Source organism: Candidatus Oscillochloris fontis (assembly GCF_004138135.1).
Lineage (GTDB): Bacteria > Chloroflexota > Chloroflexia > Chloroflexales > Chloroflexaceae > Oscillochloris > Oscillochloris fontis.
Window position 1 is genome coordinate 76925 of record NZ_RYFD01000013.1, and the last position, 7436, is coordinate 84360.

Sequence of the window (7436 nt, forward strand, 5' to 3'; positions counted from 1 at the left end):
CCCAACTACAGCGCAATCATACGCTCAATCGCCGTGCGGGCACGGTTGGCCAACTCCGGCTCAACCGTCACCTGATGGGTCAGATCGCGCAACGAGTCGCGCACCTTCTCCAACGTAATCTGCTTCATGTACGGACACGAAATCGACTCATCAATCGGGAAGAACTGCTTGTCAGGATTCATCTTACGCATGCGGTGGAGAACACCAATCTCGGTTGCCACCACAAACTCACGGAAAGGACTCTGGGCCGCGTGGCGGATCATGCCCTCGGTGGAGAGGATGTGGGTACCTTCAGCACTAATCTTGCCCGTAGCGAGATAGTGCATCGTACTCGTCACACAGCCACACTCCGGGTGAATAAGCAGATCGGCATTGGGGCGCGCAGCACGCTGCTGATCCACCATCGCGGGCTTAATCGCCGCATGCACATGGCACTCACCGGCCCAAATCTCCATATCGCGCCCGGTGGTCTGACGCAGATAACTGCCCAGGAACATATCGGGCAAAAAGAGAATCTTGCGATCTTCAGGAATAGCCCGGATCACCCGCTCGGCATTGCCGGAGGTACAGCAATAATCACTCTCGGCCTTGACTTCAGCGGTGGTGTTTACATAACTCACTACCACCGCCCCTGGATGTTCAGCCTTCCACGCACGTAACTGCTCGGCAGTGATCGAAGCCGCCAGCGAACACCCCGCCTCAGGATCGGGGATCAGCACTATCTTTTCGGGCGAGAGAATCGCCGAGGTCTCGGCCATAAAATGCACCCCACACACCACCAAGATTGGAGCCTCGCTCTGGGCGGCAAACTGGGCCATCCCCAACGAATCACCAACAAAATCAGCCAGATCCTGAATCTCGCCATACTCATAGTTATGCGCCAGGATCACTGCATTGCGCTCGACCCTAAGCTGATTGATCTCCGCGATCAGATCGTGCGCCGCTTCCGGGGCCATGTGGTAGAGACCGACGGTCATTGCTTTACCTTCCCTTAACTCTGGCTTGATGCCGGGTTATTAGTGTTGATTAAACACTATATATGCCTGAAAGAAAACCGTGTTGCCGTCACAAGGATAGTGTACTGTTTACACCATGGCCCCGTGTAAAAAAACGGCCCCACGGCCAGGCATGTCAATTAGCAGTAGAGAGAGTATACGACGGCTAGTAAGTGTTGTCAAGACATTAAGGTAAACACGTCCAAAAACGCACATCGCGTTTTTTCGCTTCCTGATGCGCAAGCAAACACCCGTTCGTGTGCCCCTGATTGCCCTTCGTTGCCCTCCAATGACTCACATGCGTTGCACACAGCAAGGGGGGCGCAATGAACCTTCTGCATGCGGCTCAAACCTATCACGCTGCTGGGTTGCCACTTTTACCCAATGATGCCAAGGCAAAATACCCCGTTGGCTTCAAGGCGTGGGAGCAACAAAACTTCAGCCTGACAACCCTTGAACGGCATATTCGCCGGGGTGGTGCGCTAGGGTTACGCACCGGCAACGGGATCGAAGTCATTGATGTTGATACAAAGGCGTGGGATGGCCCCCAGCCCGATGATCTACACCTTCAGTATGAAGAATTATTGGCCGCAAACGCCCCCGATGTCCTAGCGAAGCTGGTCATTGTTCGTACCCGCAGCGGGGGACGGCACTACCTCTACCGCTGCACCGAGGTGGGAGCAAACCAGAAGTTAGCCCAACGGCCACCAACAGAAAGCGAAAAAGCGCGGGCGATCACCCTCATTGAAACACGCGGTAGCGGTGGGCAGGTGCAGATCGCCCCTAGTCCTGGCTATACGCTGCTACAGGGCGATTATGCCCAGATACCAGAGATCACCCCGCACGAACGCCAAATGGTATTAGCATGTGCGCGTGCGCTCCATCGCATGGTTGATCTGCCCCCAGATCGACATGGCCCCAATGGGATGCGCCCCGGCGATCACTACAACAACAATGGCGGCACAACTGAAGCCCTGGATCTGCTGTTGCATGCGGGCTGGAGCATCGCCCGTAAGCAGGGGAATACCGTAATGCTCACACGGCCTGGTGGAACGCGAGGCCATATTCATGCCACCTATGGGCATATCGCGCCTGGGGTTTTCTACCCCTTTAGCTCAAATTGCGCCCCATTTGAGCCGGAGAAAGCCTATCAGCCCTTTACGGTTTATGCGCTGCTCAAATCATGCGGGGAACTTCAAAGCTGCTGCCAAAGCCCTACACCAACGCTACGCCCCGGCCAACACACACACTGAGCCTAGTGGTAGCAAACCTCCATCACCCCACCATGAACAACCTGATGACGTAGCACCCAAAGCTACCGATCTAGGTAACGCCATACGATTCAGGCGTCTCTTTGGCCATACAGTGTGCTATGTGCATACGTGGGGCGCATGGTTCGTGTGGAATGGCACCCATTGGGCTAAAGATGACACCGGCGCGATCTACCAGATGGCTCGCAAGGTGGTGCGATCAATCTATGCCGAAGCCGCCCAGATCGAAGATACCGATGCCCGCCGCACTCTGGCACGTTGGGCTATGGCGTGTGAGAGGTAGTATTTAATTATTCGCTCATGGTTCCGCGAGCGACTGGTGGAGACGGCGGAGCATCATCTGGATCGAGGCGATCAGAACCCAAGTGGCACTGGAGTCAGGCGCGTATTCATAATCCTTACTCAAGACCCGATAGCGGTTGAGCCATCCCAGGGTGCGCTCGACTTTCCAGCGTTGGGGAACGGGCACAAAGCCGGGCCGCTCGTCGGGCCGCAGCCGAATTTCGAGATCGAAGGAACAATGCGGGTGCACCCACGCCAACAAGCTGCCCCGATAGGTTCCATCGGCCCAGACCTTGCGGATGGTGGGAAAGCGGCGCTTTGCGTTCGTCAACACGTCTTTGGCCCCGTGACTGTCCGACCATGCCGCATTCTGCACGAGGACGACCAGCAGCAAACCCAAGGTATCAACGAGCACATGGCGCTTGCGGCCCTTCACCCGTTTGCCACCGTCATAGCCACGCTCCGGTCCGCCGGCTTCGGTCGTCTTGACGCTTTGGGTGTCGATAATCGCCGCCGTCGGCACGGGGGCTTTCCCCGCCAGTGTGCGTATCCGTTCCCGTAAGGCATCCTGGATCTGCTGGAGCCGACCATCCAGACGCCAGGTGCGGAAACAGGTCGCCACCGTATGCCAATTCGGATAGTCGTGCGGCAGATACCGCCATTGACAGCCGGTGCGCGACCGATAGAAGATCGCATTCAAGACCCGGCGGCGATCAACGGTGGGCCGTCTGCCGCGCCGATGCGGGCCTTGGTCGACGAGCGGTGCCACCAGTTGCCAATCGGCCTCGGTCAGATCGGACGGATAGGTTTGCTGGTCCTCCAGCGGTGCTTCGGGCTGATAGCGCGTCTTCATACCCGCCTCCTTGACTCAGCCACGTTCTCCTTTCATGATACCGCAGATGGCAAGCGGCACGATGTAATTAAATACTACCTCTTAGAGTTGATGGGGCGCGAGGCGCGTTGGATTGTGATAAAAGAGCGGGAGCGGCAAGCAAAGGAACGTCGGCGAGCGTATGATAGAGCACGCCGTGAAGCCCGTAAGACACAAAAAAAGGCACAAGAAGCCGTCTGAGAGCAACCAATAGCCCCAGATAGCTCGCTGCCTAGGGTTCAGATACTTCAAGATCCCGACAGATCCGCCGGGCCAAGGCATCGAAGACTTCACGATGACGAGGAATAGCCGCCGTCTTATCATTTTTGGGGTTGTAGTAGATCGTATGGCGGCCACCCTCGCGCAAGAGTTCACAGCCCTGCTTCTCCAAATGGCGAATCAGTTCACGCCGCTGCATTGAGACCCCCAAATGGCAGCGCCTCACGGCTCAGAATAGCATTCCCCTGCTGTTTCCGGCGTGCCAGTTCGCGCCGTGCCTCTAACGTCTCAGCCAAGGCATCAAGCAAGTTCTCGCGGGCTTCGGCTAGGGTAGCCCCTTGCGTCGCTACCCCTTCCATCTCCTCGATCCATGCCATTATGCCGCCCTCAACCTCAACAAACACCGCTGTTAGGTTCATGTCGCGCCACCCTTTCTTCGGCCTGGTGCAAATCGCCCTCGGCCTATCACCATGCTTCCTCGTCTTTATCAGGAATATACTTCAAGATTTTTTGCGGCGAAACCTTGAAGTATCGGCACAAGGCGCTTAGTGTTTCAAATTGAATACCTTTGGCCTTGTTCGTGGTAAGGGAGGTTAGCGTAGAGGTTGCAAGCCCTGTTTCCTCGGCAATCTGGCGAATCGTAAGCGCCTTCTCACCCCGCCTGATGCGCTCTGCATTGAGTTGCGCTAAGAAGTATTTTAGGTCGCTCTTGATCACAAGTGAGTCCTGCATAAAACCTCCGCACAGATTGAATTTTAGTACACAGAAACAATATTAGCAAAAAATAGAGCGACTATCAAGTAATTGTATTGATATACACTGACATTATTAGTTACAATACTGATAGCCTAGAAACAACGAAGCGGCAACCCCCGCTAGGGTTACCGCTTCACTAGCAACCAAAGGAGCATACTTCCAATGGCTACTAAACGGCATTCTACCACTTCCTCCAGGCGCAAACGCTATACTATCGAACTCCCTAACGATCTGGTCATCCTGCTCAAGCAAGAAGCCGCAGCGATGAACGAATACGAACGACTCCACACCACTGCGCTTCCATCCGAGTGGAATGAGGAACGAGTGATCGTTACCCTTATTGGCCGTCTCCTGCGCCCACTAGAAGGTGGCGCAAGATGAGCAAGCTCTTTTCTAGGCTTATTACGGCTAGTGCCGTGCTTATCTGTCTTATCATCCTGGTACGTATGGCGATTCCCGATTCCTTTGACCCAGTGCGCTATGAGCGCCAAATACTAGCTATTGAGCGCACCCGCGAACTCGCCCCCATTGAAACATTCGCCGCTGGAGTGCTCACACTCATCCTTCCGTTGGCCGCCCTGATTGCGCTGGGACTGCTGACTGCGTGGGGAATGATTGCGCTCTTCCGCTTTCGTCACGAACGACACCCCGACTCACGCGGGCTTATCCCCATCCTAGGGATGTGTGAAGTGGAGCTAACCGGCCTGACGTGGGAATCGGTAGACATGGTTGCGGGATCGCTGCGCGTTGAGCGCCAATTACAGTACATCCCCAACCCAGACCAAACCGCAAAAACCAAGATGGTATTACGCCTACAGCCGGTAAAGACGGAAGCCGGGAAGCGCACACTTTAACTTGACAGCGATCTGATCGCCGAACTCCGCACCCACCGCGCCAAACAAGCCGAAGAACGACTCTTGCTAGGGAGCGCATGGCGTGATCCCTTCACCACGCATGGCGGGCTGGTCTTCACCAACACCGTAGGCGCACCCCTTAGCCCATCGAGCATCTGGACACACTTCAAGCGCATCCGAGAAGTAGCCCAGCTTCCCCAAATGCGCTTTCATGATCTACGCCACACAGCCGCCAGCTTGATGATAGCCGCTGGTGAGGCCGTTACTACGGTATCGGCCATTCTTGGCCATAGCAGCGCGGTCATCACCGTTCGGACGTATGCACACGCACTGCATGAGAGTCAAGCTACCGCCATTGCCAGCCTATCAGCCCGCTTACGGAGGGGATAAATATGCCAACGACTCACACCCACGACTCACAATATGCGATACCACCGCATCAGGAAGCAATGAACGGGCTACATAAGCAGTGTTGTCAAGACATTAAGTGCTCGACTCAGGGCATGTGCAAAGTCACCTCCGGTGGGGGTGCGGGGGCGGCTGCGCAGCCTCAAGGATTTTGCACATGCCCTGGTACTCGACTGACCTCAATATCTTGACGGATGTCATTCATCGTATTACAATTGCATACGGTATAGATTTGTGGTATATTTGAAGGTTTTTATGGTATGAAATTTTCTTTTGTTCGTAATTATCTAGTATCATCTATCCTTATTATTGCTTTAATTTTCTCTTATATATATAAAATTGGCGATGTTGAGTTTTATACTGATGAATCACAATGGATTGGTTCAAGTCAGGTCTTTGAAGAGTATTTTACAGCCAAGTTCAATTCACCCTATTTTGATGAATCCTATTGGACTTTGACTCAACCACCGCTTGCTCGTTATTTTATTGGCCTTGGGCGTAAATTAGGTGGCCATACATGGGGTGATATTAATAAAACATGGAATTTTGCACTCACAGCAGAACAAAATGCACAAAGAGGAGCGATGCCATCGCCCAGTTTGCTCTGGTGGTCACGATTACCGATGACAATATTGGCGATCATGTCGTTTTCGATGCTCTTTAGCTTGATCAGGAACGCAGCAGGCGTCACATCTGGATATACCTGGCTCCTATTCGGCATCACCAATGCCTATTTTTTACTTCACTTGCGTCGCGCCATGGGGGAATCAATATTATTATTTTGTATTGTACTTGTTCTCGGTCTCTGTTATCTCATACTTTCACTTCTTATGCGCCAACAAACGATTGATTACTGGAAAACAAAACTCTTGATCCTCATGGCTAGTCTAGGTATATGTATTGGAGCGGCTGGGAATGCTAAATTGAATGGATTATCAGTTGGTTTGATTGGCTTGTTCTTGGCGATTATGATTTTCATCAAGTATCAAGCAACGTTATCTCAGAAGTTGTCTTTAGGTGTAATATCGCTCTTCGTTGTTGTGGCTTGTTCATCAATCACCTTTGTTGGCATAAACCCATACCTATGGCCCGATCCAGTAGCACGAACCCAGAACATGCTCAACCAACGCATCCATGAAATGGAAGAGCAACAAGTAAAATTCTCAGAGGAACATATTGATAGCTTAACGGAGCGACTACGTGTTGTCCCGGAACGTATATTCTCAACATATGCACCAATTATGCCTCGGAATGGTATTATTGTTAACACATTTTTGTTTATCGTAGGATTGATTTTTGTAATCAAGAACATATATCACTACAGATTGAATACTCCAGCAGGTATCGTAAGCCTATCGCTCCTCGTTGTCGGGTTTCTGGTTGTCTTCCCTGCTCTACTGACACCGCTTGACTGGGAACGTTATTATCTTTTTCCGATTTTCTTTGAGATGATTATCATCTCTATTGGGGTTGGGTCTTTATTAAGTTATTTGCATCAGTATTTTCAGAATAAGACAAACATTCGTAATGACATATAATATGAATAAAAAACAATTCCTTGATATCTTAATTTCATTAATCTTAATCACCATCCTAGCTGTATCCTATTTTCTAGGTATAGGAAAGACCGAATTTCATCGTGATGAATCTCAATGGATAGGTTCAAGTCAGGTATTCGAGGAATTCTTTACTGGTAAATTTAATAGTCCGTAAATTAAGACCTCTTGTGTTCTATCGCCACGTCACTTAGACTGGTGGCATGAAAAAACAGCACCTCACC

10 protein-coding genes are annotated in these 7436 nt (G+C 51.9%); 5 read left to right on the plus strand and 5 right to left on the minus strand.

Annotation, left to right across the window (positions count from 1 at the left end):
• Positions 1 to 5 precede the first annotated feature (5 nt).
• A complete protein-coding gene (gene nadA, locus EKD03_RS07275) occupies positions 6 to 977 on the minus strand; it encodes a quinolinate synthase NadA (protein ID WP_129629095.1) in 972 nt (323 codons plus the stop codon).
• 344 nt (positions 978 to 1321) lie between these two features.
• Here nadA and EKD03_RS07280 point away from each other — a divergent pair, with 344 nt between their 5' ends.
• Together EKD03_RS07280 and EKD03_RS18800 are read left to right on the plus strand one after the other, a co-directional pair.
• Positions 1322 to 2248, plus strand: a complete 927-nt coding sequence (locus EKD03_RS07280) for a bifunctional DNA primase/polymerase (RefSeq protein ID WP_129629097.1) — start codon at positions 1322 to 1324, stop codon at positions 2246 to 2248.
• Entirely contained in the window at positions 2163 to 2549 is a 387-nt protein-coding gene (locus EKD03_RS18800; RefSeq protein WP_238613430.1) for a hypothetical protein, read from the plus strand. The genes EKD03_RS07280 and EKD03_RS18800 overlap by 86 nt, the downstream gene beginning before the upstream one ends.
• 15 nt (positions 2550 to 2564) lie before the next feature.
• Here the strand turns inward: EKD03_RS18800 and EKD03_RS07290 are convergent, their stop codons facing one another.
• The 4 genes from EKD03_RS07290 to EKD03_RS07305 form a co-directional block, all read right to left on the minus strand.
• Positions 2565 to 3401 (minus strand): IS5 family transposase, encoded by an 837-nt coding sequence (locus EKD03_RS07290; RefSeq protein WP_129629101.1) that lies wholly within the window; start codon positions 3399 to 3401, stop codon positions 2565 to 2567.
• A gap of 250 nt (positions 3402 to 3651) precedes the next feature.
• Complete coding sequence (locus EKD03_RS07295) at positions 3652 to 3837, minus strand: type II toxin-antitoxin system HicA family toxin (protein ID WP_129629103.1); 186 nt, start codon at positions 3835 to 3837, stop codon at positions 3652 to 3654.
• Complete coding sequence (locus EKD03_RS07300; protein WP_174842830.1) at positions 3824 to 4057, minus strand: type II toxin-antitoxin system HicB family antitoxin; 234 nt, start codon at positions 4055 to 4057, stop codon at positions 3824 to 3826. Before EKD03_RS07300 ends, EKD03_RS07295 begins: the two co-directional genes overlap by 14 nt.
• Positions 4058 to 4103: 46 nt before the next feature.
• Entirely contained in the window at positions 4104 to 4370 is a 267-nt protein-coding gene (locus tag EKD03_RS07305; RefSeq protein ID WP_129629105.1) for a helix-turn-helix domain-containing protein, read from the minus strand.
• Between the two features lie 401 nt (positions 4371 to 4771).
• Here EKD03_RS07305 and EKD03_RS07310 point away from each other — a divergent pair, with 401 nt between their 5' ends.
• The 3 genes from EKD03_RS07310 to EKD03_RS07320 all read left to right on the plus strand — a co-directional run bounded on the left by EKD03_RS07310 (position 4772) and on the right by EKD03_RS07320 (position 7194).
• Positions 4772 to 5248, plus strand: coding sequence for a hypothetical protein (locus EKD03_RS07310; RefSeq protein WP_129629107.1), 477 nt, complete (start codon positions 4772 to 4774; stop codon positions 5246 to 5248).
• Between the two features lie 63 nt (positions 5249 to 5311).
• Complete coding sequence (locus EKD03_RS19050) at positions 5312 to 5638, plus strand: tyrosine-type recombinase/integrase (protein ID WP_161569208.1); 327 nt, start codon at positions 5312 to 5314, stop codon at positions 5636 to 5638.
• 278 nt (positions 5639 to 5916) lie between these two features.
• Positions 5917 to 7194 (plus strand): glycosyltransferase family protein, encoded by a 1278-nt coding sequence (locus EKD03_RS07320; protein WP_129629109.1) that lies wholly within the window; start codon positions 5917 to 5919, stop codon positions 7192 to 7194.
• The last annotated feature ends 242 nt before the right edge of the window (positions 7195 to 7436 follow it).

Coding starts and splice junctions, on each gene's coding strand:
- EKD03_RS07320 (WP_129629109.1), top strand. CDS start 5,917: ATGAAATTTTCTTTTGTTCGTAATTATCTAGTATCATCTATCCTTATT.
- EKD03_RS07295 (WP_129629103.1), bottom strand. CDS start 3,837: ATGCAGCGGCGTGAACTGATTCGCCATTTGGAGAAGCAGGGCTGTGAA.
- EKD03_RS07310 (WP_129629107.1), top strand. CDS start 4,772: ATGAGCAAGCTCTTTTCTAGGCTTATTACGGCTAGTGCCGTGCTTATC.
- EKD03_RS07300 (WP_174842830.1), bottom strand. CDS start 4,057: ATGAACCTAACAGCGGTGTTTGTTGAGGTTGAGGGCGGCATAATGGCA.
- EKD03_RS07290 (WP_129629101.1), bottom strand. CDS start 3,401: ATGAAGACGCGCTATCAGCCCGAAGCACCGCTGGAGGACCAGCAAACC.
- EKD03_RS07305 (WP_129629105.1), bottom strand. CDS start 4,370: ATGCAGGACTCACTTGTGATCAAGAGCGACCTAAAATACTTCTTAGCG.
- EKD03_RS07280 (WP_129629097.1), top strand. CDS start 1,322: ATGAACCTTCTGCATGCGGCTCAAACCTATCACGCTGCTGGGTTGCCA.
- EKD03_RS18800 (WP_238613430.1), top strand. CDS start 2,163: ATGCGCTGCTCAAATCATGCGGGGAACTTCAAAGCTGCTGCCAAAGCC.
- nadA (WP_129629095.1), bottom strand. CDS start 977: ATGACCGTCGGTCTCTACCACATGGCCCCGGAAGCGGCGCACGATCTG.